General features: G+C 55.5%; 20 protein-coding genes. 10 read left to right on the top strand and 10 right to left on the bottom strand.

Going from position 1 to position 23807, the window contains the following annotated elements; translation table 11 throughout:
* Positions 1–78: 78 nt before the first annotated feature.
* From IPM21_14015 to IPM21_14005, 3 genes are all read left to right on the top strand, one after another.
* Positions 79–948 carry a hypothetical protein gene (locus tag IPM21_14015; GenBank protein MBK9164994.1) on the top strand — a complete coding sequence of 290 codons (870 nt, stop codon included), beginning with the start codon at positions 79–81 and terminating at the stop codon, positions 946–948.
* The gene (gene ruvB / locus IPM21_14010) at positions 945–1985 is read left to right on the top strand and encodes a Holliday junction branch migration DNA helicase RuvB (GenBank protein ID MBK9164993.1); all 1041 of its coding nucleotides are present in this window, start codon (positions 945–947) and stop codon (positions 1983–1985) included. The genes IPM21_14015 and ruvB overlap by 4 nt, the downstream gene beginning before the upstream one ends.
* An 84-nt stretch (positions 1986–2069) precedes the next feature.
* The gene (locus IPM21_14005) at positions 2070–3725 is read left to right on the top strand and encodes a hypothetical protein (protein ID MBK9164992.1); all 1656 of its coding nucleotides are present in this window, start codon (positions 2070–2072) and stop codon (positions 3723–3725) included.
* 190 nt (positions 3726–3915) lie between these two features.
* Here IPM21_14005 and IPM21_14000 read toward each other — a convergent pair whose 3' ends face one another.
* A complete protein-coding gene (locus IPM21_14000; GenBank protein MBK9164991.1) occupies positions 3916–4899 on the bottom strand; it encodes a M48 family metallopeptidase in 984 nt (327 codons plus the stop codon).
* A gap of 152 nt (positions 4900–5051) precedes the next feature.
* Between IPM21_14000 and IPM21_13995 the strand changes: the two genes are divergently transcribed.
* Entirely contained in the window at positions 5052–5369 is a 318-nt protein-coding gene (locus tag IPM21_13995; protein MBK9164990.1) for a YbjQ family protein, read from the top strand.
* On the opposite strand, the gene IPM21_13990 is transcribed toward IPM21_13995, so the two are convergent.
* The 4 genes from IPM21_13990 to IPM21_13975 form a co-directional block, all read right to left on the bottom strand.
* Positions 5353–6546, bottom strand: coding sequence for a class I SAM-dependent RNA methyltransferase (locus IPM21_13990; protein ID MBK9164989.1), 1194 nt, complete (start codon positions 6544–6546; stop codon positions 5353–5355). The genes IPM21_13995 and IPM21_13990 overlap by 17 nt on opposite strands.
* Positions 6543–6878: a hypothetical protein gene (locus tag IPM21_13985; GenBank protein MBK9164988.1), complete on the bottom strand. Its 336-nt coding sequence runs from the start codon at positions 6876–6878 to the stop codon at positions 6543–6545. Before IPM21_13985 ends, IPM21_13990 begins: the two co-directional genes overlap by 4 nt.
* A 71-nt stretch (positions 6879–6949) precedes the next feature.
* Positions 6950–7651: a hypothetical protein gene (locus IPM21_13980; GenBank protein MBK9164987.1), complete on the bottom strand. Its 702-nt coding sequence runs from the start codon at positions 7649–7651 to the stop codon at positions 6950–6952.
* Positions 7648–8322 (bottom strand): hypothetical protein, encoded by a 675-nt coding sequence (locus IPM21_13975; protein ID MBK9164986.1) that lies wholly within the window; start codon positions 8320–8322, stop codon positions 7648–7650. The genes IPM21_13980 and IPM21_13975 overlap by 4 nt, the downstream gene beginning before the upstream one ends.
* A gap of 69 nt (positions 8323–8391) precedes the next feature.
* Here IPM21_13975 and IPM21_13970 point away from each other — a divergent pair, with 69 nt between their 5' ends.
* Together IPM21_13970 and IPM21_13965 are read left to right on the top strand one after the other, a co-directional pair.
* Positions 8392–9990, top strand: coding sequence for a methylmalonyl-CoA mutase family protein (locus tag IPM21_13970; GenBank protein MBK9164985.1), 1599 nt, complete (start codon positions 8392–8394; stop codon positions 9988–9990).
* Positions 9991–10731: 741 nt separating this feature from the next.
* The gene (locus IPM21_13965) at positions 10732–11799 is read left to right on the top strand and encodes a type IV pilus twitching motility protein PilT (GenBank protein ID MBK9164984.1); all 1068 of its coding nucleotides are present in this window, start codon (positions 10732–10734) and stop codon (positions 11797–11799) included.
* Between the two features lie 9 nt (positions 11800–11808).
* On the opposite strand, the gene IPM21_13960 is transcribed toward IPM21_13965, so the two are convergent.
* The 3 genes from IPM21_13960 to IPM21_13950 all read right to left on the bottom strand — a co-directional run bounded on the left by IPM21_13960 (position 11809) and on the right by IPM21_13950 (position 18175).
* Positions 11809–13578, bottom strand: coding sequence for a TolC family protein (locus IPM21_13960; GenBank protein MBK9164983.1), 1770 nt, complete (start codon positions 13576–13578; stop codon positions 11809–11811).
* Positions 13579–13645: 67 nt separating this feature from the next.
* A complete protein-coding gene (locus IPM21_13955) occupies positions 13646–16906 on the bottom strand; it encodes an efflux RND transporter permease subunit (protein ID MBK9164982.1) in 3261 nt (1086 codons plus the stop codon).
* Between the two features lie 18 nt (positions 16907–16924).
* Positions 16925–18175, bottom strand: a complete 1251-nt coding sequence (locus tag IPM21_13950; protein ID MBK9164981.1) for an efflux RND transporter periplasmic adaptor subunit — start codon at positions 18173–18175, stop codon at positions 16925–16927.
* A gap of 257 nt (positions 18176–18432) precedes the next feature.
* Between IPM21_13950 and IPM21_13945 the strand changes: the two genes are divergently transcribed.
* Positions 18433–18756, top strand: coding sequence for a sulfurtransferase (locus IPM21_13945; protein MBK9164980.1), 324 nt, complete (start codon positions 18433–18435; stop codon positions 18754–18756).
* Positions 18757–18762: 6 nt separating this feature from the next.
* On the opposite strand, the gene IPM21_13940 is transcribed toward IPM21_13945, so the two are convergent.
* Positions 18763–19092 carry a (2Fe-2S)-binding protein gene (locus IPM21_13940; GenBank protein MBK9164979.1) on the bottom strand — a complete coding sequence of 110 codons (330 nt, stop codon included), beginning with the start codon at positions 19090–19092 and terminating at the stop codon, positions 18763–18765.
* Positions 19093–19135: 43 nt separating this feature from the next.
* Between IPM21_13940 and IPM21_13935 the strand changes: the two genes are divergently transcribed.
* Positions 19136–19357, top strand: coding sequence for a glutaredoxin (locus IPM21_13935; GenBank protein ID MBK9164978.1), 222 nt, complete (start codon positions 19136–19138; stop codon positions 19355–19357).
* 169 nt (positions 19358–19526) lie between these two features.
* On the top strand, positions 19527–21953 hold the full coding sequence (locus IPM21_13930) for a protein kinase (protein MBK9164977.1): 2427 nt from the start codon (positions 19527–19529) through the stop codon (positions 21951–21953).
* Here IPM21_13930 and IPM21_13925 read toward each other — a convergent pair.
* Positions 21950–23101, bottom strand: coding sequence for a hypothetical protein (locus tag IPM21_13925; GenBank protein ID MBK9164976.1), 1152 nt, complete (start codon positions 23099–23101; stop codon positions 21950–21952). The genes IPM21_13930 and IPM21_13925 overlap by 4 nt on opposite strands.
* A 378-nt stretch (positions 23102–23479) precedes the next feature.
* Between IPM21_13925 and IPM21_13920 the strand changes: the two genes are divergently transcribed.
* Entirely contained in the window at positions 23480–23782 is a 303-nt protein-coding gene (locus IPM21_13920) for a hypothetical protein (protein MBK9164975.1), read from the top strand.
* Positions 23783–23807 lie beyond the last annotated feature (25 nt).

The following is a 23807-nucleotide window of genomic DNA, read 5'->3' as shown; positions in this document are numbered from 1 at the left end:
CGACCACCAACACAAAGAAGCGATGCGGCTGGGCTCCGAGTCTCGAAATAATGAAGGATCGAACGGAGACTCGAAGTCATGAAAACGAAAAATGTTGCAAATCTTGTTAGCATTTCGTTCGTACTCGCGATCTTTGTCCTTACCGGTCCGGGAGTCAATGCTTGTTCGAAGGTGCAACTTCCAGAGCCACCGAGATCAATAGTACATCCGGGAATGTTCATTCTTGTCGGTGAGGTCATCGGCTACACCGAACCAGTTAGCGATCCTGGCAATTTTAGAGGTGAAGCGGTCGGACTTAAACTGAGATTAATCGAATCAATCCATTTTCCACATTATTCGAATGAATATGTTGAACTATTCATGTTCGGCCATGGATCCGATTGTTTTCCCGAAGGGGTATCACATCGTCCTGCCCTAGGAACGAGATATCGGCTTGCTCTTGGCAAGGCTACTAATATTGCGAATAGGAGCGGAAGCATAGTCCGGCTTCAGGGCCAGGTGTTTTCCAGGATCTCCGTGGACAAACCAATGTTCGGTTATTCGACAAATGAGCGATCAGAGTTCGATTACAAGAATGATCTGCCCGCACTTATCGAAAAATTCAAAGCTCCCGAAATGGCGGCTGAGCGCAGGTGGTTATCAGACTTTCTCTACATTGAAGCATCAAAAGACCTTATTCGTCTTCAAAAAGTGCGAACAGAAACAGAAAGGCTGAGGATTCTTGAACGATTGCTTTATTGCCCCGACATAAACTACAGAAGGTTATTTTTTTCCGAGGTTGGTAATCCACTTCGAAATGAAGAACGAGACTTCTTGCTTATGCCAACGATTCAGGGAATTACAAAGACAAAACCGAAAAAGTTTTCCGTTAGAGAAACAGAATTACTTGAAGAAAGATACCGTCTTGAATCGTTAGGCGAGCTAAATGTTTGGTCCGAACTTAGATGACTACAAGTGCCGCTGTAAACATCCGAGACGAAAACCTCTCGCCCGAGGAAACTAAATTCGAGGCGAGCCTTCGGCCTGCGCAGCTTGCTGAGTATATCGGCCAGGCGAAGGTGAAGGATAACCTTCGCGTCTTTATGAAGGCCGCCCTGAAGCGGCGCGAGGCGCTCGATCATATACTTCTGACCGGCCCGCCGGGCGTCGGCAAGACCACGCTTTCTAACATAGTCGCCAACGAAATGGGTGCGTCGCTAAAATCGACCGCCGGCCCGATCATCGAAAAGGCCGGCGACTTAGCTGCGATCCTGACGAACCTCGAAGAAGGCGACGTTCTGTTCATCGACGAGATCCATCGGCTCAATCCGGCGATCGAAGAAATTCTCTATCCGGCGATGGAGGATTACAGCCTCGATATCATGATCGGTCAGGGCACCGCCGCCCGCTCGATAAAGCTCGAACTGCCGAAATTTACGCTCGTCGGCGCGACCACGCGGCCCGGTATGATCACCGCTCCGCTCCGCGGCCGCTTCGGCATTATCTTTCATCTCGATTTTTACGGTATCGACGAACTTCAGCAGATCGTCGAACGCTCGGCGAAGATCCTCGAGGTCGAGATCGATCCGACAGGCTCGAACGAGATCGCCCGCCGCTCGCGTGGAACGCCGCGAATCGCCAATCGATTGCTACGCCGCGTTCGCGATTACGCCGAGGTCGATCACGATGGCAAGATCACCGATTTTGTCGCCAACGACGCGCTTAACCGAATGGAGGTCGACACCTACGGCCTCGACGAACTTGATCGCAAACTGCTGCTGACCATCATCGAAAAGTTCGATGGCGGCCCCGTCGGCCTCGGCACGATCTGCGCTTCCCTTCACGAAGAAAAAGATTCGGTCGAAGAAATAATCGAGCCGTACCTTCTCCAGATCGGCTTCCTCAACCGTACGCCCCGCGGCAGGATGGCGACCCGCCTTGCCTACGAACACTTCGGTATCGATCCTGCCGGAAAACCGACCAAGCCGCCCCCGCTATTCCGTTAAATCGGGCAACTTCGAACCAATACCTGCATCATACCCAGACGCCGTTTCTTTGCGAATGGCGGCCCTTTCCCCCATACTTTCATTATGAGAAAAGCGATCTTTGCGGCGGTTCTTCTTGCTGTGACCGGTATGTCAGCGGCATTTGGGCAGAATCGGTTCGAGGGCTACAACGTGGTTGTCGATGTCCCGACGGCTCAGCGGGCACCGGCATGTGCGGTCCGTTACGTCCCGGCGAACACTATCATTACCATCACCGATCTCGACCGGGCGACCCCGATGGACATTAAGCCATGTGCGGGTTCGGGGACATCGATCGTCCAGAGCTCGGCGGGTAGCGTCACCTTCCGGGCCAATGCCGCGACCAATAAATGGTGCTTTACCGGTGCCGATAAGCGATACCGCATCACGCTGACAGGCGACCAGTTCGCTGGCACGGTAAGCTACGATTGGATCGCCGAGCCCGATCCGCGAGAGGCCGGGTTCTTCAATATCCGCGACTTCGGAGCGGTCGGCGACGGCCGGACCGATGATACGAACGCCTTCCGGAGTGCGATGGCCTTCATCGCTTCGCGCAACGGCGGCACGGTCCGAGTTCCCGATGGCGAATACGTCGTCACCGGCCCGATCGCCTTGCCTTCGGGGATCACACTCGAAGGCTCGACCGGGCTTCACTCGATGGCATCGACCAGCGACATTCCGCGGCAAAATCCGGTCCGCATAACGCTTGACGGAGCGAACCGCTCGCTCTTCCGTATCGGTGAATGCGTTGAGAACGTTACGCTCCGCAACATCGAACTCTTCGCTCGCTCAAATAACAACACCAACGGGCTTGAAGCGATCGGCGCCTATAATTCTTCGCAGGGCTTCGTCGCCGATCACGTCGTTTTTCATGGCTTCAATCGCGGGATAAATGCCTACGGGCTGCCGCAAACGAACCTGAACTGGCAGTTCGATTACGTCAAGATCATTAACAGCCGGTTCATTTACAATCGCGACACCGGTATCTTCGTCAATTCGCGGAATACCGACTGGAAGATCGAGGGCTGTTTGTTCCTTAATCCGCGAAGGCAGGCCGGGCAGGCAGCCAACTCGATGCACTTCGAACGCGTCGGAATGGTCATTGTTCAGGACACCTTCGGCGGCGGATTTACCAACGCCCTCGGCGGAACATTTCTTAATATTCTCGACAGCGGCAACCTAACAATAATCGGTTCTCAGACCGAGGCGATGACGAATTCGCTCGTCTATAACGAAGTCCAAAACCCGCTCGCCGGCGATTATTCGTATCCGATCACGATCGTCAATTCCATCTTCGAGCATCCGATGATCTTTAAAGCTCGGCGGACGCTCGTCTCGACCGGCAACCTTTATGGCGCAAGGACATTTCAGGCCGATGACCGCGTGCGGGTCTATTCGACCGGCGACCGCTTCTGCTTCGACGGCTACATACTCGGCTGCACCGGCGGGACGCCGAACAACTTTGACAAGGCGACGGTTATCTTTATGACCGGCCAGCCCGGCGAGGGCCAACTCCGCGGCCACCCGACCTATTTCGGCACCGATGTCCGCTTCGGTGCGCCCGTCCAGATGCCGAGCCTGCTACTAAACGCGCTCCCGGCCACGGCCGAGAACGGCACGATGGTCTATTGCCAAAACTGCCGCCGCGACACGACGCCCTGCCAGGCAGGCGGCTCAGGCGCACCCGCAATGCGCGTCGCCGGGCAATGGAGCTGTTTGTAAAGTAGTTTGTTAGAGGTTTAGACCGCGACCGTCCGGAAAGCCGAGTCGGATCTGATCTGTGTGTTTCGGTTTTCCTTCTGTGCATTCTGTGGTTTACCCCGATCAGACGAGGGAAAGACCACAGAATCCACTGAACAAAGACACAGAACAAAGTCACAGAAAAGAAAAGCTCTGAAAACTGCCGCTGTTCTTAAGCGTGCTGGAGCACTTTTTCGTACTCGCCGCTCTCGGTCCATTTGAGGATCTCCGAGACACGCCAAACCGGGAACGGGTGCGAGAGCCCGGCATTGATGATGTCCGCCCAAAATTTATCGAGCTTGCTTTGGTCGTAATTCTTCTGGAACTCGCGAGCCTGTTCGAGAAAGAGTTCGTAGTTTATCTTCGACGCGAACGTGCCGCCCGCTAGCTTCATCATCGTCCGCCCGATGACATGCGGGTCCTGAACAACAAGCTGAGCCGCCCGGTCGCACGAAAGCTCGGCCCTTCGCATCCAGGCGAGCAGAGCACCTCGCATCGAGGCCGTAAGCACTTCCTTGAGAATTCCCGCGATCGGCAGCGATGCAAGCGGAATGGTCGCGATGGCCAGGATCAATTGCGCCGCAGTCAGATAAAGCACGTGCTCGGCGTGGATATGCCCGACCTCGTGGGCGATGACCGCCAGCGTTTCTTCCTCGCTAAGCCGCTCAATAAGCGCTGAATGGAGCACGATGATCGGCTTTTCAACGCCGCCGGTGAATGCGTTAACGATCGGATTCTGTTGAATGAAAAGATCCGGAGCCTCAACGCCAAGCGTCGCACAGGCGACCTGAAGCTTCGCGTAAAGGTCGGGGCATTGCTTCGGCGTCACCTTGACGGCACTCGCCATAAAGGTCACTCGGATCGCCGATTCACCCGTCACCTCAAGCAGCTTCTTGACGCCCGTATCAAGACCCGGAATCGCCCGAAGTGCCGCGAGAGCCTTGCTGTCCGCCGGGTGAATGTAATCGTGTTTGTTGAGGTTCGCCCACTTTTTATGAGCCTCGTTCGAGAGCGGGAGTTTGCACTTGCCGCAGTTTGCCTCGTTGTTCCGGTACCCTTCCTTTACCGTGTTCTTCTGCCCGCAGTAGCGGCAACGCACGGAAAAGCTCTTGATGATCGCCGCCGGTTCGTCCGAATCCGCTTTCTTTTTTGCCATAATTTGAAGTTTAGAGTAGTTGAATAGCTCTATTCAAACCGCTCGCTGGACTCATTTACGAATTACGTATGATTAAGTTTAAACTTACAGAACATAAGACCCTATAATGATCAACAATTTAGCGAAAACGGAGGCAATGAATGCAGCGGAGAATGATCTATACCACGACTGACATGATACCCGGACGCGAGGTCGCTGAGGTACTCGGGGTCGTCACCGGAAACGTAGTGCAAACAAAACACATTGGCAAAGATATATTTGCCAGCCTCAAATCCATTGTCGGGGGAGAGATCGGCGGTTACTCAGAAATGCTTACGGAGGCAAGACAAACGGCGATCAGCCGAATGGTAAAGGCCGCATTGGAACTCGATGCCGATGCCGTCATCTGTCTGCGATTCACGACCAGCTCGATAATGACCAACGCTTCCGAGGTTCTTGCCTATGGAACGGCCGTCAAGCTGAAGGGCTGACGAGACGAGCTATCGTCTCGACGTGATGCGTCTGCGGGAAAAGGTCGATCGCGGTAAGCTTTTCGATGCGATAGCCGTTCTCGACAAAACGTTTCAGGTCACGGGCGAGGACCGATGGCTCGCATGAAACATATGAGACAACCCGCGGGTTCAGAGCGATCAAGTTCATTATGGTGTCCGCTTCCGTTCCAGCCCGCGGCGGATCAAGCAGGACCAGATCAACGCCGGCCAAGTCACTTTCCGCAAGAAACTTTCGCACCGGTTCGGCTACAAATTCGACGTTTCCAAGCCCCGCGGTCTCCGCATTCCGGTTGGCATATTCGACCGCAAAACGGCTTTCCTCAACACCGATCACCCGCTCGAACCTTCGGGCCAGCGGCAAGGTGAAAAGCCCTACGCCGGAATAAAGATCAAGAGCGAGCGAGCCTGAATCTTCACCGATCGCCGTCGCGACCAGCCTATCGATCTGAAAGCGATTTCCCTGAAAGAACGTCCGTGCGGAGAATGTAAAACGCTCGCCGGCAGCCTCAAGCCTGATCTGCTTTGTCGGCTCAAGCAGTTCGCGTGAGAATGTCGAAACCTCGCCATTTAGGCCACACACCGAGTCGATCTGGATCTTCGTCTGTTTGGGGTCGATGCTGTGCAGCCCGCCTCGCAACCGCGTCAATTCCTCCTCAAGTTCCGGTACAAGCACCATGCAGGACTGCACGTCGATCAGGTCGCGCGAATTCCGTCGGTAGTAGCCGATCATGTCCCGGCTCGCATCGGCATGCCATTGTGCCCGCAGCCGATAGCGGAAAGGCTCCGGGCAACCGACCATCTCGATCTCCGGCACCGGGTCGAGCTTTGCGATCCGGCGAAGGCAGTCGGCGATCATCGCGTGTTTTGCCTCGAGCTGGGCCCCGTAATTCAGTTGTTGAAAATCGCAGCCGCCGCACGAGCCGAAGTATTCACAAGGCGGCTCGATGCGATCGGGCGAGGGCTCAAGCACCTCCTCGATCTCGGCAAAAACGGCGCTTCCCTTCACCCGCGAAACGACCACGCGGACGAGGTCGCCGGCCGCCGCCAACGAGACGAATATCGGTGTTCTGTTCTCAAACCCGAGGCCGAGGCCGCGGGGAACGATCTTTTCAATGCGAACGGTCAATCGGTCGCCGACGCTTATTTCAGTGCTCAAGCTATGTTCTCTACTTCGATTTCGATGCCGCCGACAATGCCGGCGAGAATGTTATAAATGACCGCCCCGAGGGCTCCGCCGATAAAGGCAATGATGGTGTACATGATCGGGATCGCGATCATAACGATTATGCCCATTACGATTCCGCCGCCGCCGAGTGCCAAGGCACCTTCGCTGCTGGAACCGGATGCACCGGCCGCCCCGATCAATGAGAAGGCGATGATGAAAAGCCCGTACGGTATCGCGATCAGAAGGCTGATGACGAATGCCATCACCGCATACATTTTTGCAACGGACAGAATCCCGAGTTTTTTTATCCTTAATTTGTTCATTGTTTGCTCCGGAGATCTTATTTGGGTCGCCTGCTTGTTTAACACACTTTCCGGGCCAATGAAAACTCAGGTCACATTTGTGGCTTGATGCTGAAGTCACATTCGGACATTATTCGCCTGAATGTTGCCAGGTCAGCGGGCTTTGAATAGCTCAGGGTAAATAGCAATGCGACGCCGCGCCGAACCGTGACGTACATTCGTTTCTTCCCGGCGTTGTTCTCGGTATCGATGAAGGCGAACTGGTGCCTGCCGAGCCGCTCGGCCTGTGTTTCCGAGTACTTAAAGTCCGGCGGAGTCCGAGCGGCGGCAAACTGGCTCCGCATCAGATCAACATAATCGACCGCATCCTTTACCTGCGGAACCGTACTTAGGTCCTCCGCCGCGACGCGGACGATCGCGTTCTCCTCCGAGCCCGGCATCGCCCGATACGCCGTTACCAGTACGCGGACGCGCTCAAGAGCTCGCTCTAGTTGTATTTGATCGATCCGGCCGATGCTCTCCGGTGCCTTGAGTCCGATGTCGATACCCTGCGACTTCAGGTAGTCCTCAAAATCATCGCCGGGAATCAACCATTCGTCCGGAAACGTTATCCGGAAGCCGAGATCAGGATTAGAATAAATACGCCCGCTGACGCCGACGATCGTATCGCTCGGCTTCTCCGGTGATTGGATCTCCTTGATCGGGACGCCGGGCGGTTTCGGGCTTCCCTGCCCGAACGCGGTAGCCGCTGAAAAAGCGAACAAGAATGCTATCGAAAGAATTCGTACGGTCATAAGTAAAACAAACCGAGGCGGGGAACTCCATATTCTTCGCGGAGCCGCTTGAGCAGCATCAGCCGATGAGTGTTCTCATAGGCATCCTTCGACATTTCCTTCTTATAGGTCTTGAGCTGCGACTTCACCTCGGCCTCGATCTTCTTTAGATGCGGGCTTTCGCGTTCCGATAGCATCGCTTCATCGAGAAATTCCTCAATGTCGTTGAGGGCCTTATCGACCGTTTCGAAGTCGCTCGTCACCTCGCCCGAGAGGACACGAAGCCTTTCCGCGGCCCGATCGCAGGCCTCACGAAGGCTCGGAACATTGATCTGCCCGAGCGCCGCAACCGCCCTTTCGATGTGTTCGCGGATCGCCTCGATCGTAAACCCCGGCCGTGCTTCATCCGTGCCCGTCTCGGCCGAGCGGCCCGACTGCGAAGCGAGCCATTCCTGATATCGGGCCTCGACCTCCTCGCGGCAAAACATCAGCGACTTGATCGCCCGCGGCCGAGGATTCGCCTCGAAATTATCGAACACCGTCTCGATGCCGCGGATCACTACATGAAGCGGAACGCCCATATTCTGCCAACCCTCGATCAGCGCCCAATCGATCGGTGAAAGCAGCAGGTGCTTGCCGCGGCGGCGGATAAATGCATCTTCTATCTCTGTGAAGTAGTTGAAATAATTCACGTTACGTCTTCTGCGGCGGACTTCGGCCAAACCCTTATCACGAAAGAACTATGGTAATCTATTCCCGATATGGCAGACGAACGGCGGGAGCAATTCCTGACAAGCTCAGGCATCGAACTCCCCAACGATTTCAACCCTGACAACATCTCGGAAGTAGATCCCGCAGCAGATCTCGGCGCTCCGGGTGAATTTCCTTACACCCGCGGCGTTCGCCGGAATATGTATCGCGGACGCTTTTGGACAATGCGGCAATATGCCGGCTTTGCGACCGCCAAAGAATCGAACGAGCGGTACAAATACCTGCTTTCACAGGGCACGACCGGACTCAGCGTCGCCTTCGACCTACCCACGCAGATCGGGCTCGATTCGGACGACCCACTCGCTCTCGGCGAGGTCGGAAAAGTTGGCGTCGCCATCGACAGCATCGACGATATGCTCACGCTTTTCGACGGCATTCCGCTCGACCGCGTCTCGACCTCGATGACGATAAATGCAACAGCGTCAACACTTCTGTGCCTCTATCTCGCCGTTGCCCGCAGGCAGGGCGTGCCATTTGACAAGGTCAACGGGACGATCCAGAACGACATTCTTAAGGAATATATCGCCCGCGGAACCTACATCTATCCGCCAAAGCCCTCGCTGCGTCTGATCACCGATACGTTCGCTTTTTGCGCCGCCGAGGTTCCGAACTGGAACACCATTTCCATCTCCGGATACCACATCCGCGAGGCGGGTTCGACCGCCGCTCAGGAGCTTGCCTTTACGCTCGCCGACGCGATCTGCTACGTCCAGGCGGCGATTGACGTCGGCCTCGATGTGGACGACTTCGCCCCGCGGCTTTCGTTCTTTTTCAACGCCCACAACGACCTTTTGGAAGAGGTCGCGAAGTTCCGTGCGGCCCGCCGGCTTTGGGCGAAAATAATGCGCGACCGCTTTTGGGCAAAGGCTGCAAAGTCGCAGATGCTCAGGTTCCACACTCAAACCGCGGGCTCGACCCTGACCGCCCAACAGCCCGAGGTGAACATCGCCCGAACGACAATCCAGGCCCTCGCCGCCGTGCTCGGCGGGACGCAAAGCCTGCACACGAACTCAATGGACGAAGCCCTTTCGCTCCCGACCGAGAACGCCGCGAGGGTCGCCTTGCGAACCCAACAAGTGATCGCCCACGAATCCGGCGTCGCCAACACGGTCGATCCGCTTGCCGGCAGTTACGCGATCGAGGAACTGACCACCCAACTCGAGCGGCTTGCCGAAGACTACATCCGCAAGATCGACGACATGGGCGGCATGCTCCGTGCGATCGAGACCGGCTACGTTCAGCGGGAAATTCAGGAATCCGCGTATCAATACCAAAAGGCGGTCGAGGCCGAGGATGCGATCGTCGTCGGCGTCAATCGGTTCCGGATAGAAGAAGACGGACATATCCCGACGCTTTCCGTAGATCCGGCCATCGAACGCGACCAGGTCGAACGGCTTCAAGCTTTGCGTAGTCGGAGAGATGCGGCAATAGCGGATACGGCAATGCGGAAACTAAAAGAAGCTGCAGCGGGAACGGAGAACCTTCTCCCGCGGATTCTTGATTGCGTTGAGGCATCGGTCACAGTCGGCGAGATCGGCCACGCTCTACGCGGCGTTTGGGGCGAATATCAGGAAGCCATCACGATATAAAAAACGCTGACAAAAGCTGTTCGGCTGTGCTAATCTTATAGGGTGTTCTGCAAAGGGCACCCTTCGTTCTTTTACCTCACTGATCGCTCCCGTGCCTTCGAAACAATGGATAAACTGAACCAGTATCTAAGTGTACTTATGTCTAGTTCGAGCGAAGAACTCAGGCTCGAACCCAACAAAAGCCCGGTCGTACTCTCTACTACCGGCATGGCCGAGGTCGCTCCCGAATCGCTTTCCGGGTCCGAGATCACGGGGCTCATTTTTCCGTTGATCCCGCCGGACGTCCGGATGCAGCTCCCGTCCTCCAATGAGGTCGAATTCACCCATCCGCACAATCTTGGCAATTTCCAGTTTCACATTCGCAAATCGCCCGCGGGTTTCGTCGTATCGGTAAAGCCGATCTTTTCGCGCCAATCGCGTGGGGTCTCGAATTCTCCGGTGATGGAGCCTCTGCATTTCGAGGATCTTCCAAGCTCACCTGTAGAAACCGTCGCAGCCGAACTTCCCGCGATCGAAGTTTTTGACAGCCACGCGGCGTCCGAATCACTTCCGCCGCTCTATGAGGATCCTTCGGGATTCATCCCGCCGCTCTATGAGGATCCTTCGGGATTCATCCCACCGCCCCGCGAATATGTCCCGGAGCCGGAGATCGAAGCCGCCCCTGTTATGGTGGAGGCCGCTCCGCTCGTTGACCGTCGCCAGACCGACCGCCGCAAGGTGAATCTTGTGATGGTTGACCGAATGGAAGCGATGTTCCGCAAGATGGCGGAATCTGGTGCTTCCGACCTTCACCTTTCGGCAGAGGCGGTGCCGATGATCCGCAAGGACGGACGGATACAGCCGCTTGAATCTGATGAAGGCACGCTAACGCCTGAAACGATCTCCGAGCTTCTTACGTCGATAATGCCGGAGAAGAACCGCGAGGAATTTGGCCGGCGAAACGATACCGACTTTGCCTATGAGATCGCCGGGCTCGCCCGCTTTCGCTGCAACGTATTCCGCGACCGAAAGGGCTCGGGCGGCGTGTTCCGCGTTATACCTTCAAAGATCCTGACGGCCGAGGACCTTGGCCTCTCAAAGGCAATAATGGATCTTTGCAATCTCTCGAAAGGCCTTGTCGTCGTTACCGGCCCGACCGGTTCGGGTAAATCGACCACGCTCTGCGCGATGATCGACTCGATAAACAAGAACCGTGATGACCATATAATCACCATCGAGGACCCGATCGAATTTGTTCACGAAAACCAAAAGTGCCTGATCAACCAGCGTGAGGTCCACAACCACACGAGTTCATTTAAGGACGCTCTCCGTGCCGCTCTCCGCGAAGACCCGGACATCGTGCTCGTCGGCGAAATGCGAGATCTTGAGACGATCTCTATCGCCATCGAGACCGCCGAAACGGGCCACCTCGTCTTCGGAACGCTCCACACGACGACCGCGTCCTCGACCATTGACCGCATCATTGACCAGTTTCCCGCCGACCGTCAGCAGCAGATCCGCGTAATGCTTTCCGAATCGCTCAAGGGCGTTATCGCCCAGACGCTCTTGCCGAAGAAAGGCGGCGGACGCGTCGCAGCACTCGAGGTACTAATAGTCACGCCCGCGATCAGCAACCTAATACGCGAGGGGAAGACATTCCAGATACCATCGGCCATGCAGACCGGCAAGAACCACGGGATGGTTGTTCTAAATGATGCCTTGTTCGCACTCGTCCAGAAAGGGATCGTCGAGCCGCGAGACGCTTATATAAAGGCCGTCGATAAGGTCGGCTTCGAGACTGCATTGACTCGCGGTGGTTATAAGATCTGATAAAAGGGCTTAATCTTTCGGCGCCGAACTCACAGGGAGAAGCGGCCGTGCGTTGAATGTGAATTCGCGGTCGCGACTTCGGAATAAGAGGTTGCGGCCGTCAGTAACCGAGACATTATTTGCTGAGAGCGTTGTACCGGTCGCCCGTTGAAACTCGGAGATCGCCCGGTTGAGGTCCGTCTGCGCCTGCAGCTCGCGGCCTTGCGAAGCGATCAAGTCATTCTGCCGTTCAAGGACACGATAAAATGTGGTCGTCCCGGACTGGAACTGCCGCCGTTCGCTTTCATAGAGCTGCTCGGCGGCGGAACGATTCGCCAATGCCGAAGCAACCCGTGCCTCGGCGGAACGAAGAGCTTGCAGGGCGTTACGAACCTCGGCCTCTATTGCCTGCTCGGCCTGTGCCCGCAGGTTCCCGATGCGGCGTTCCTCAACCAGTGTGCGGCCGAGATCGGCCTTCGCCGCAGTATTTCCCCACGGAAGCGTTATCGTGACACCGACGCGAAAGGTCGGGTAGTCCTGAGATATTAAACTACCGAGCGATGTAAGATAGCCGCCGACCAGGTTTGGCGGAACGCGGCTGATACCTGTCGTCGGATCGATAGCCCGCTCTGTCTCGGCTCCCGAAAGGCCTTGTGACGAGTACGAACCTACGAGGTCGATCTGCGGCTTCGTTTGGTTTTCGAAAAAGGCCTTGTCGATCTTGTTGATCTCGACGCTGGTTTCGAGCTGAGCGATCTCGGGACGGTTCTTCAAGGCTTCAGCTATCGCCACCTCGAGCCCGATCCTCGGAGCCTCAAAGCTCACTGGCGAAACCGGTGTCAGAGCCTGAGCCCAGACCGAAGCATCGCGTTCGGGGGCGATCAGGGTCTTCAGAATGTTCTCATTTCTGGTGACATCCTCTTGCGCCGCGAATACGTTCTGCTCAAGCGATGTTACCTGGGCCGTTGCCGCGACAACCTCGATCGGGGCGAGCACCCCGCGTGAAACCAGCCGCTCATTGCTTTCAAGCTGTGCCCGAGCCTGCTTTACAGCATCGATCTGGACCTGCAGGTTCCTTAACCCAAATGCCAAATTCCAATACGCCTGCTCGACCTGCGAGATGACCTCGATCGCCTGTGCACGAAACTGCGAATCGGTCAGGCTCAGGTTCTTTTTCGCGATCTCGATCTGCCGGCGGTTGCTGTCGGTTGCCCGATTTCGAAGCAGCGGTTGCGTGTATTGAACCGTAAGCAGCGAAGGATAGTTTGGGTTGAGAAATGCGTTGGTATTGCTCGTAGTCGAACGTGTCGAATCGAACCGGGCAACGTAGGAGCCGCCGAACTTCCTCGTAAACCCCTGCACTCCGCCCGAGCCGAATAGTCGCGTCTGTGTCACGGCTCCATTGACCGCACCGCCGATGGCCGAGGCAGTCGGCGTGGTCGATCTTTCATAAAAGGCATCCGAGAATATCAGGGGGTCATAAACGCCTTCAACCCTTCGCAGGTTAAACTCAGCGATCTCAACGTCATTCCGTGAAATAGCTATCGCATTGTTGTTCTCGAGCGCCAAGCGGATAGCGTTATCAAGCGTCAGCGGCACCTGGTTGCCAACGTCCACGCCAATTCGGTCCGTCGTGGGAAGCGGACGCGACGGAGCCTTGAAATCGGGTGCGACCGGAGGCGGTTCATCCGGAAGATCCGCGGGCGTTGTGCGCTCGATCGGGATAGGTGTCGGCGATGGAAGCGGAGGTGGAGCGTCCTGCCCGGCCACAACCTGCACGGCAGAAAGGGCCGCCAGCATGATTGCCGCCGGCCACGCTCCAAAGCGCGCGATAGGACATGTAAGGGGCGCTGTAATACTCATTGGACTAAGCTCGTCTACCGCCCTCCACTAGGTCGTCGCTGTCGAGATCAACCGCACCTGATTCTTCTTTGGTCTTGCTGAACTTGCTCGAGAATGCTGCCGAGAATGGCTTGGTGACCGCGTCCTTCATTCGGCCAAGCCCGTCGCCGATAGTTCGGAAAAATTTGTTTTCGCCGGCATCGTCAAATAGCGAATAGAACACGGGAACCGCAAGAAGAGTAAGCAGCAAACAGAGCGATTGGCCGCCGACAACCAGAATGCCGATCGAACGGTTGGTCGCCGCACCGGCTCCAGTTCCGAGCGTAAGCGGGATCATTCCCGCTACTAGAGCGAGCGTTGTCATCAGGATCGGCCGCAATCGGTCGCGGTTCGCCTGAATGATCGCATCGTAGCGATTCATACCCTTAGCCCGAAGCGAGTTGGTGTGGTCGATCTGCAGAATGGCGTTCTTTTTCACGATTCCGAACAAGAGCAAGATGCCGAGTGCAGAAAAGATGTTCAGCGTTTGCCCGGCAAGTGCTGTCGAGAGCAGAGCGAAAGGCACCGCCAGCGGAAGAGTCAGCAAAATAGTGATCGGGTGAATGAACGATTCGAACTGAGCAGCAAGCACCAGATACATAAAGACGAAGGAAAGAAGGAACGCCAGCATAAAGCTCTCATATGCCTTTTGCAGTTCCTTCGATTGTCCCGTCACTCCGGAAACATATTCCGCCGGAAGATTTAGTTCCTTAACATACGTTTCGAGCTTGGCGAGTGCATCTGATTCAGAGGTGTTTGGCGGAAGCCCGGCGCTTACCGAAACCTGCCGCAAACGGTTCAGCCGGTTGATGGTTGAAGGCCCGAGGCCTTCTTCGAGCCGTACGACGCGGTCGAGGCCAACCGTTCCGCCGTTGGTCGATGCCACTGTAAAGAGATTGAAATTGCTGCGGTCTCGCCGAAATGGCTCATCGGCCCGAACCACTACATCATATTGATTCGATCCCTCGCTGTACGACGAAACGATCTGTCCGGCCGCAAGAGTGTTAAGTGCCTGAGCCACGTCACCGGCTCTTACGCCAAGGTCGGCTGCCTTTGTCCGATCGATCGCAACCCGGATCTCCGGCGTTCCGACCTCGACCGAGGAATCTGGGTCGCGGAAGGCCGGGTCGGCCTTCATTTTCTCGACCAGTATGTTGGCGTAGTCGTTAAGCCGAGCCATATCAGGCCCTGCAATAAAATACCCAACGCCGCTGCCGCCGCGGCCGAGCCCAATACTGCCCGCGATCGAGGACGACGCGGAGACACTTATCTGGTAGTCCTTATTGGAATATTTTCGGGCGATCTGACGGGTCTTGTTGATCAGTTCAGACTGCGAAAGATCGCGTTCGCTTACCGGCACAAGCGAAACATTTATAAAACCATTATTGGGTCCACGGCCCCGGCCGAATCCGGCTAATACTAGTGTAGATTTCACACCCGGAACCTCGGCCCGGATGTCGCGGGCGATGCGGTCCAGGATGCTTTGCGTTGCCGAGAGCGATGTGCCCTGCGGGCCGCGAAGATTGACCTGATAAAGCGATTCGTCCTCATCGGGCAAAAACGCCATGCCGACGTATTTGTACAGCGGGAAGATAGATGCCACCGTCAAAATGCAGATCAACACGATCGCCCAGCGATGCGCCATCGCGAGCTTGAGCATGAAGGTATAGCCGCCGTCGATCTTTTGCCAGAACTTGCCTGACTTTGAGTCGTGCCCGTGGCCGCCGCTCTTTTCGCCGCTGCCGTCATTTTCGGCTTCCTTTCGCTCCGGCCGCTTGATCCAGCGAGAGGCAAGCATCGGCGTCAGCGTAAACGAAACGACCAACGAGATCGCGATCGCCGCCGCGGACGTCAAGCCGAAGGACGACATAAACCGGCCGACGATCCCTGTCATGAAACCGACCGGAATAAAGACCGCCAGTAGCGAAAGCGTCGTCGCGAGAACTGCAAGGCCGATGTCTTTTGTGCCCTCGATCGCCGCTTGGACCGGCGTCATTCCCTTTTCTTCAACGAACCTGTAAATGTTTTCAAGAACGATGATCGCGTCGTCGATCACAATGCCGACCATCAGCGTCAGGGCCAGCATCGTCATCTGATTCAGCGAGTAACCAAATGCCGAGATCGCCGCAAAGGCACCAATGATAGAGATCGGGATCGCGAGTGCTGCGATAAATGTTGAGCGGAAATTCCAAAGGAAAAAGAAAACGATGATCGCGGCAAAGAGCCCGCCTAGGATCAGATGCTCCTCAATGGCGTGGAGCGAATTTTCAATGAACTCCGATTGGTCACGAATGATCACGACATTCATATCATCGGGAAGGTTCGGAATGATCTGTGCCATTCGGTCCTTCACGTTCCTGATGACCGCGATGGTATTCGCACCGGCCTGCTTTCGCACACCGACCGAAACCGACTGAACGCCATCCAATGAGGCTGATGTTGTCGGCTCGACCCCGCTCTCCTCGGCGCGGCCGATGTCTGAGACCTTGATCGGAAAGCCGTTGCGGGTCGTGATGACGATATTGTTGAACTGAGCGACCTCGGTCAGCTTACTTAAGGTGCGGACACCGAGCGTTCGCGGCCCTTCGACAAGATCACCGCCAGGAAGTTCCTGGTTCTGCGCACGAACGGCATTTACAACTTCAGTGACCGAAATGTTGTAGGCCCGGAGGCGTTCGGGGTTGATGCTGATACGGACCTGCCGCCGACGCTGGCCGTACATGAAGACCTCGCCGACTCCATCCGCCGACTCGATCCGCTTCTGGATCAACTCCTCGACCTGGGTTGAAAGCTCGATAACGTCGCGTGGAGCTGAGATCACGTACTGAATGACCGGCTGCGAGTCCGGGTCCGACTTCTGAACCTCTGGCGGATCGGCGGTGTCCGGCAGGCGATTTGCAATGCCACTAAGCTTCTGTTGCACTTCCTGGAACGCAACGTCCGGATCTTTTTCGAGGTTAAAGGTGAGTGTTACGTTCGAGCGGCCACGCGACGAACTTGACCGCATTTCCTCAACACCCGGGACCGTGTTAAGAGCTGCCTCGACAATGTCCGTGACCTCAGCTTCGATCTCCTCCGGGGCAGCACCGGGATTGCCTGTTGAGACGGAGATCGTCGGCAGGTCGATCTTCGGAAACCGGTCAACGCCAAGCGTAAAAAAGCTAAAGCCGCCGACAACCGTGATGAAGAGCACGATCACGGTAGCGAACACCGGACGATGTACACAGATCTCAGCTAACCATTGCATAAATCAAACCCCTTGTGTCTATATCGCGACCCTCGCTCCTTCATAAAGTTGGTCAAGATTGCTAGTCGCGATGATCTCATCTGCTTCGATGCCGATCAGGATCTGAACACTATCGCCTTCTTCGGGCCCGGTTTGTACTGTTCGCAGCCGGGCCAAGCCGTCCTGGATCACGAAAACGCGACGCGAAGCGGTCGGAAGGTGGTTATAAACCGCCGACTTGGGAACAAAAACACCGACCGAACCACCTTCCTTATTGATTCTAGCCGTCGCAAACATTCCCTGCCTGAGTGCATTGTCGCCGTTCTCGATCGAAGCTTCCACGATCGCCGAACGTGAGGCCGCATCAACCGCCGGATTGATCGCCGTAACGACCCCGGAGAATCTGCGGTCGCTGTATGCCTCGACCTCGAGCGAAACGCCTCTGCCCATGCTGACGAACGGAACATCAGCCTCAGCGACCTGTATCTCTATATTTATCGGGTTTGTTCTGAGAAGCGTTGCAACGACGGTAGCTGTCGAAACGAACTCGCCGACCGCAACGGGACGTTCGCTGACGAACCCGGAGAAAGGTGCACGGATCACTGTATCGGCGATCGCCTGCTCGGCGATGCGAACCTGCGCCCTTGCAGATTCAACCGCAGCTTCGGCACTTCGAATAAGTTCATTGTTCTGACGGGCGTTGTTGATCTGAGCATTGAGTTGCTCTTGGGCACTGTTGACCCGTGCTCGAGCCGTGTCGCGAGCGAGCCGAAACTGCTCATAACTGACCATCGCGACGTCACCGGTCTCGACCAGCTCTCGATAACGCTTCTCGTTCGCCTCCGCCTGCCTGAGTTCCGCGACGAGTTGCTCATAGTTCGCATTCGCCGCCCGGACCTCCGGGATCGCCGATGCATTGAACCTGCCATTCGGTCCAAGCCCAAGCCGAGCCTCCGCCTGCCTTACCGCCGCTTCAGCCTGCTTCACGCTTGCCTGTGCAGATGCGAGATCGAGCCGGGCATCGCGGTCGTCAATTCGTGCGATAACTGCTCCCTGCGAGACAAACTGGCCGACGTTGACCGCGATATCCGCAACCTTGCCGGCAACCTTCGGGGCAATATTCGATTTCTCATCCGCGACTAGCGAGCCGGTCGCCTGAATGAACGCCGGAACCGGCCGCGACTCTGACTTCCCGGTCGTGATCGGAATAGCCGTAGTCTCCTGAGCGGGCCCCGTTTCCTGCGTTGCCGCCGATTGCGACGAGGAACACGATGCGGCAAAAAGTGACACTACGACGAGCGCAGGAAAGGACAGTGATTTAATGAACGGCCAATGGCTTTTTCGCATACTGATTTGGCAAAATTCGATTGTAGTATACGGATTCGCCCGAAATGAGATTCTATATGTAAATTTTTGTAAAAGTATGACTTACGCTAATCCTTGCCGGCGAAAGGGCATAAGGTAAAGAGTTGCGTATCCGTCGAAAAAAGCGCACAATTGGAACATCGCTTAAGACCAATTTTAAGATTCAAGAAGGTAAGAAAATGATGATCGAGGAGATCTCGGCAACAAACCTAAAAGCTCGGCTTGATGCCGGAGAAAATATTCAATTGATCGACGTCCGCCAACCGGAAGAGCACGCGTTTGCGAAGATCGACGGAGCAAAACTGATCCCGCTCGGTGAAATACTCAGCCGCATGTCCGAACTTGACACCGAAAAAGAGGTCGTCATCCATTGCAAAATGGGCGGAAGAAGCGCGAGAGCGATCGAGGCACTTCAGCAAAGCGGCTATACCGGCGCCCTAAAGAATCTGAAAGGCGGCATCACCGCATGGTCAAACGAGGTGGATCACAAGGTCCCGAAGTATTAAAACACGTCAAATATCGATCGCCGGATTGATATCTTCGATGGCCATCCCTTGTACCGCCTCGGTCCGGCAAGACATTGCCGTTCGAGCGCGGCCATTCTCGATTATCCGAACTGTACAGTTTTGGCAGTTGCCGTTCCAGCAAAGCTCTGCGTCTGAGATGCGTTGCAGTTCGAGGAACTGAAGGCATCGCAGAATTGTATTGTTCTCCGGCACTTTGAAAGCGGCGCCGCGGATCGTTATCTCGATCAGCCTCTCGTAAGGCCGAAAGATATCCGGGTCTTCTGCACTATCGAGGCCTTTGGCTGCTACGATACCGTCTTGTTTTGAGGAACTCATTTACTTCGGTAAACTATTCCACATCAGGGGGAAGTAAATCAAAATGTCATTGGTGATGTACACGAAGCCGGGCTGTCCTTATTGCGATCAGGCCCGCACCCATTTCAATGCCGAGGGGATCGAGTTCGTTGAATACGACGCTCAAAACGACATCGAACGCCAGCGTGAGATGCTCGCCTTTTCTGCAGGCGATCTTACCGTTCCGTGCATTGTAAAGAACGGCGAATATGTAGGTTCAGGTTGGGGCGATCCGCCCCGCGGCTGAACGATCGTACCTCGATGATCTGCAGTTTGCAGATCGAGTAACCGAAATTTCGCATTTCCGATTTTGGAAATTGCACCTTTGGGCATAGAGTATTCCCTTACCTGATCTGAGGTTCGCTGCGGCTTTTTCTCCGGCATCCTTGTTGGCCGCTCAGCGATCCAAAGTCATTATGATCGGTTCTGAGATCAATCAATATAAGATCCTCGAGAAGATCGGTTCGGGCGGCCAGGGCACGGTGTATAAAGCTCTTGACACCAAGCTCAATCGCCAGGCGGTCATCAAGGTCCTACCGCCGGAACTCACCAACAAGACGGCAAATTTCAAACGTTTCGAACGCGAGGCTCAGCTTTGCTCTCAGCTCGATCACCCGAATATCTGCACCATCTACGATTTTCAGGACGCCAATGGCATCTTCTACATCGCGATGCAGTATGTGGAAGGCAAGAATGTTCGCCAACTCGTGAATGGCCGGCCGCTTGATCTCTCAAGTGCTCTTTCGATCGCGATCCAGGTTACGGATGCTCTCTCCTACGCCCATTCGAAGAACATCATCCACCGCGACGTTAAAGCAGGCAACGTGATGGTCACGAGCGGCGGCCAGGTCAAGATTCTCGACTTCGGGCTTGCCAAGCTGCTTGAAGACGAGCTAACTGACGCGACCCGCGGGCAAGACCGCACAGACATTACCGAACTCGGCATTCCTTACGGCACCGCCACCTACGCTGCCCCCGAACAGGCCCGCGGCGAAAGGGCCGATGAACGATCGGACATTTTCTCGACCGGCGTTTTGATCTATGAGATGCTGACCGGCATCTGGGCATTCCAGGGCAAAACGGTCATCGACGTCCGCCATCAGGTTCTTTATGGAACACCGAAGCCTATCGCTGAATTGCGTCGCGATCCGATACCTCCGGGAGTGCAGGAGATCGTCGACAAGGCTCTCCAAAAGGAACCTAAGAATCGGTACCAGAAGATATCGCAAATGCGCGACGATCTGCGGCAGGTTTATCAGCAAGTGGCCGGAGCAGGCATGATGCCCGGCGAGACATTTGCTCCTAAGCACCTCGATAGCGGCGTCTTCCGCCGGGCTCTGAGCTGGATCACCGGAAAGACGGGCGAGGGCAACACAGGCTCGTTCGGTTCGTTTTCCAATCCGCCATCGAATATGCCCGAGTCGCCTCTAACCGCTACATCGACTGGGACCGAAAAGAAGTGCGTCGCGATTCTTCCCTTTCGCAACCTGAACCAGGACCCTGACTCTGACTTCTTCGAATTTGCTTTGGCTGACGCTGTGATCACCGAACTCGCACAGCTTCGTTCGCTTATCGTCAGGCCGAGCTCCGTCGTTGCGAAATATCAGGGCAAAGAGGTCGACCCACGCGAGGCCGGCAAAGAACTTCGTGCCAATGCCGTGCTTTCGGCCGGATTTCTGCGGTCCGGTGACCGGCTTCGTGTAACGGCGCAGTTGGTCGACGTTTTCAGCGGCGATATCCTCTGGAGCGACCGGATTGATGCCGACGCGAGCGACGTCCTGAATCTTCAGGACGAGATCGCCCAGAAGATCCTCGAAGGGCTTCGGATGGAGCTTTCCGAGAACGAACAGGAAAAACTCGGCCGCCGGATGACCGATAACCATGAGGCATGGGAAGAATACCTTCGCGGCCGCGACCATTTCGGCCGATTCATCTTCCGGACGCTTTCGGCCGAAGATTGCGATGCTGCGATCCAGAACTTCAAGCGTGCTGTCGAGCTCGACCCGCACTTTGCCCTTGCCTACAGCGGGCTTGGGGCCTGTTACGCCAATCGTGTTTTTAAAGGGCTCGGCGAAACGGAAGACTACACTCTCGCCGAATCTGCGTTTAGCAAGGCGTTCTCTTACGATCCGAACGTCGTTGAGGCTCGGGTACTGATGGTGATGGTCTATATGGCTCGCGGCGAGAAGAAAAAGGCGCGTGCCGAGATCGAACTACTCAAAAAACAGTTCCCCAACGAGGCTCCGCTTTTCTTTGTGAAGGGCGTCGTCCATCGGCTCGACGGCGAGTACGAGGAATCGCTAAAGGCCTTCGAAAGGCTTTCCCGGCTCGACCCCGCTGCCCGCGCCGTCTCAGCCTATAACCGTGCGCGAATTTTCGTTTACAAACGCGAATACAATAACGCCATCGCTGAGCTCGAGATCGGCGAACGGGCCGAGCCTAACCATCCGATGCTCAAGCTCTTTCGGGCATCTACGTATTACTACCGCGGCGATGCAGAAGAAGCTATCAAGCTGATGGAAGAGGTACTTTCCGCCCATCCGCGGATGGATGGTGTCCGGCCGCTCTACGCTCTTTTTCTGGCCGGTGCAGGGCGGGCCGAGGATGCCCGCGGACAATTGACCGAGGACGCGCTGAAGCTCGCAAAAGCAGATCACGACACTGCCTACTGGGCAGCCTCTGCCTTTGCCGTCCTTGGTGACAAAGACCTCGCATTTAAATGGCTCAATAAAGCGATCAAGCTCGGAAATGAGAATAAACCTCACTTCGAGCTTGATAGAAATCTTGATTCGCTTCGCGACGATCCGCGTTTTGAAGAGGCAATGGCCAAGATCGGCACCTAGACAGCCACTCGCTGATCCCGCAACTCTATCTCCGACCTCACCTTCTGCCGCAGGGCCTTTTCGAATTGCCGAGCTTCATTTACTCCTTCAAAAGCGAGCCCCTGAAGATTTGACTCGATCCTCTTGCGATAATCTGAGACGAGCGAATCCGAGACGCCGAGCATCTCGGCTACCTCGAGTTGCGTGCCGCCGTCAGAGATCAGATAGCAGTGCCAGAGTATCCGAAGCATCCGGTCAAACTGCTTCTCTTTGCCGCGAACGGAACCGCTAAGTTCCTCCATAAATTCATCGACCCGGCCAGCCGCGTTCGTTTCCGCCTCGTTTCTGAGGTAGCCGTCTTCCGGCGTCTCGCGCGTATCTGCGATCTCCATCGGCATCCGTTCCGGGTCGTCGCTGTCGCCTGATCCACCGACCGGGACAAGGTGTATGTCCATGATCGGAAGCCGCGACATTACAAACGACCGCAGCGAGCGCATATCGACCGGCGAATCGATCGCCTTGAAAATACGTATTACAAGCTTCTCGAGCTCGACGTTGCTGATCACGATCTGTGCATCGCCGGTGCAGCCGACCATTCGCGTATCGCGGGCAAAGAACGAGACCGTCTTGACGCGCATATCCATTTCCTGAACATCGCGCCGTGCCTTTTGTTCAGGCCATTTTGCCAAGCCGTAAAGCCGATCTGCCAAACGCCGATGAGCGTCCGGGTTTCCAAGATTATCGAAACGCTTGAACCGCCCGCTTTGCTGAACGACCGTCGAGATTCTTCTTGCGAGCCGATAAGATTCCGGGTAACGCTTTCGGAGTTCCGACGTGAGCATGTTGCTCAGTTCGATCTGGCTGATCTCCGCTTCGATCTGCTGATCGGTCATACCGGTCTCGATATAATGCTGAAACCGATCTTTGCTTAGCAGAGTGACGAACAATTCCTGCGTCAGGTCCGTATAGGCGTTGTATCGTCCTTCTTCGACCAAAAATCCGGCCCGGCGCGATGCACGAACAAGCGGGTGAGACGCGACGATGCGGTGGAGCTCGATCCAGATCTGATTGACGTCCGATGCATCCAGATTCTCATTCCATTTCCCGATCTTGATCGGGCGGCCGGACAGCGAACGGACTTGGGAGTCTTGTGATGAGGGTGTTGTCATAGCAAGTTTGAGGATGCGATGAAACCGCGATGTCTTTTGTGCGTCGGGCCGATCGTGAAAAATCGATCTTTGTTACTCAGTGGCGATTTTCACTGCTTTGCGGTCCCAACTACCTGGTTTGATCGAAAGGCGGGTCTGTCAGCGATAGAGCGATCCGCTGACGTTAATAATAGTAGCAGTATTTCAAGTCATGAGCAACATCTTTTTTTATTGTTTAAAGTTGTGAGCCACGAAACATGAAGACGACTGATGATTGGCCGCCAATCCAATTCTGGAAGCCACTGATAATTAACGGTTTACTCAAAATGAACGATAGAACTGTGCAAATTGAACGCTCCCAAATGGTGTTCGAAGCGCGAGCGTCATTGATCGAAGATAATGTCTGATTTTCAAAAACAGGGCGATTGCCCTTCCTCTCACGACCTGCTCGCGTTTCAGACGGGCGAAATGTCCGTTTCAGATGGCGGCTTTATTCGCGTGCACCTAAGGTCCTGCGATTTCTGTGCTGCCGAGGCCGAGTTTTACGAGCATTACCCGATCTCTGACGATTTTCACGATCAGATCAGCAGCCCGGAGATGCCGGAACCGCTCTTTGAGCTCGCCGAGGCGATCCTGAGCAAGAAAGAACCGAGCCGAACTCTTGATCGTTTGATCAAGGAGATCGACTCGGTTTCGCTGTGACGGGACCGGATCTCGAATTTGGCTT

It is taken from the genome of Acidobacteriota bacterium, assembly GCA_016716435.1.
Taxonomy (GTDB): Bacteria; Acidobacteriota; Blastocatellia; order Pyrinomonadales; family Pyrinomonadaceae; genus OLB17.
The sequence above is the reverse complement of the archived record's forward strand: the minus strand, read 5'-3'. Positions and strand labels throughout refer to the sequence as shown.

Bases quoted from the DNA above. Each gene is read 5' to 3' on its own strand.
- IPM21_14015 (MBK9164994.1), top strand. From the start codon at position 79: ATGAAAACGAAAAATGTTGCAAATCTTGTTAGCATTTCGTTCGTACTC.
- ruvB (MBK9164993.1), top strand. From the start codon at position 945: ATGACTACAAGTGCCGCTGTAAACATCCGAGACGAAAACCTCTCGCCC.
- IPM21_14005 (MBK9164992.1), top strand. From the start codon at position 2,070: ATGAGAAAAGCGATCTTTGCGGCGGTTCTTCTTGCTGTGACCGGTATG.
- IPM21_14000 (MBK9164991.1), bottom strand. From the start codon at position 4,899: ATGGCAAAAAAGAAAGCGGATTCGGACGAACCGGCGGCGATCATCAAG.
- IPM21_13995 (MBK9164990.1), top strand. From the start codon at position 5,052: ATGATCTATACCACGACTGACATGATACCCGGACGCGAGGTCGCTGAG.
- IPM21_13985 (MBK9164988.1), bottom strand. From the start codon at position 6,878: ATGAACAAATTAAGGATAAAAAAACTCGGGATTCTGTCCGTTGCAAAA.
- IPM21_13980 (MBK9164987.1), bottom strand. From the start codon at position 7,651: ATGACCGTACGAATTCTTTCGATAGCATTCTTGTTCGCTTTTTCAGCG.
- IPM21_13970 (MBK9164985.1), top strand. From the start codon at position 8,392: ATGGCAGACGAACGGCGGGAGCAATTCCTGACAAGCTCAGGCATCGAA.
- IPM21_13965 (MBK9164984.1), top strand. From the start codon at position 10,732: ATGGAAGCGATGTTCCGCAAGATGGCGGAATCTGGTGCTTCCGACCTT.
- IPM21_13960 (MBK9164983.1), bottom strand. From the start codon at position 13,578: ATGCTGGCGGCCCTTTCTGCCGTGCAGGTTGTGGCCGGGCAGGACGCT.
- IPM21_13955 (MBK9164982.1), bottom strand. From the start codon at position 16,906: ATGCAATGGTTAGCTGAGATCTGTGTACATCGTCCGGTGTTCGCTACC.
- IPM21_13945 (MBK9164980.1), top strand. From the start codon at position 18,433: ATGATCGAGGAGATCTCGGCAACAAACCTAAAAGCTCGGCTTGATGCC.
- IPM21_13940 (MBK9164979.1), bottom strand. From the start codon at position 19,092: ATGAGTTCCTCAAAACAAGACGGTATCGTAGCAGCCAAAGGCCTCGAT.
- IPM21_13935 (MBK9164978.1), top strand. From the start codon at position 19,136: ATGTCATTGGTGATGTACACGAAGCCGGGCTGTCCTTATTGCGATCAG.
- IPM21_13930 (MBK9164977.1), top strand. From the start codon at position 19,527: ATGATCGGTTCTGAGATCAATCAATATAAGATCCTCGAGAAGATCGGT.
- IPM21_13925 (MBK9164976.1), bottom strand. From the start codon at position 23,101: ATGACAACACCCTCATCACAAGACTCCCAAGTCCGTTCGCTGTCCGGC.
- IPM21_13920 (MBK9164975.1), top strand. From the start codon at position 23,480: ATGTCTGATTTTCAAAAACAGGGCGATTGCCCTTCCTCTCACGACCTG.